Source organism: Fictibacillus phosphorivorans, assembly GCF_023715845.1.
Classification (GTDB): domain Bacteria; phylum Bacillota; class Bacilli; order Bacillales; family Fictibacillaceae; genus Fictibacillus; species Fictibacillus phosphorivorans_D.
In genome coordinates, this window is record NZ_JAMBOR010000067.1 from 1 (window position 1) to 440 (window position 440).

A 440-nucleotide genomic window follows, 5' to 3' on the forward strand; every position below is an offset into this window, starting at 1 on the left:
TCCTGATCCTGCAGGCCGTGGAATTTATCCGGCAGCGGGCGCAGGGCTTTGGTCAGCAGGCGCAGCTCGGTGCAGTGGATCGAGAGTTCGCCGGTTTGCGTTTTGAACAGCTTGCCGCGGGCGGCGATGATATCGCCGAGGTCCCATTTCTTAAACTGTTCGTTGTAGACGCCTTCCGGCAGGTCATCGCGCGCCACGTACAGCTGAATGCGGCCGCCGACGTCCTGGAGGGTGACGAAGGAGGCTTTGCCCATCACGCGACGGGTCATCATCCGACCAGCCACCGCAACTTCAACGTTCAGGGAAGCGAGTTCATCGTTGTCCTTCGCATCGAATTCAGCATGCAATTGGTCAGAGGTATGATCGCGACGGAAATCGTTGGGGAAAGCTACGCCCTGCTCACGCAGCGCAGCCAGTTTTTCGCGACGAGCTTTCAGTTC

At 58.9% G+C, this 440-nt stretch carries 1 protein-coding gene; it reads right to left on the bottom strand.

What is annotated here, in order from left to right; translation table 11 throughout:
- A partial coding sequence (locus tag M3206_RS18825) for an OB-fold nucleic acid binding domain-containing protein (protein ID WP_251314039.1) occupies positions 1 to 440 on the bottom strand: 440 nt, incomplete at both ends.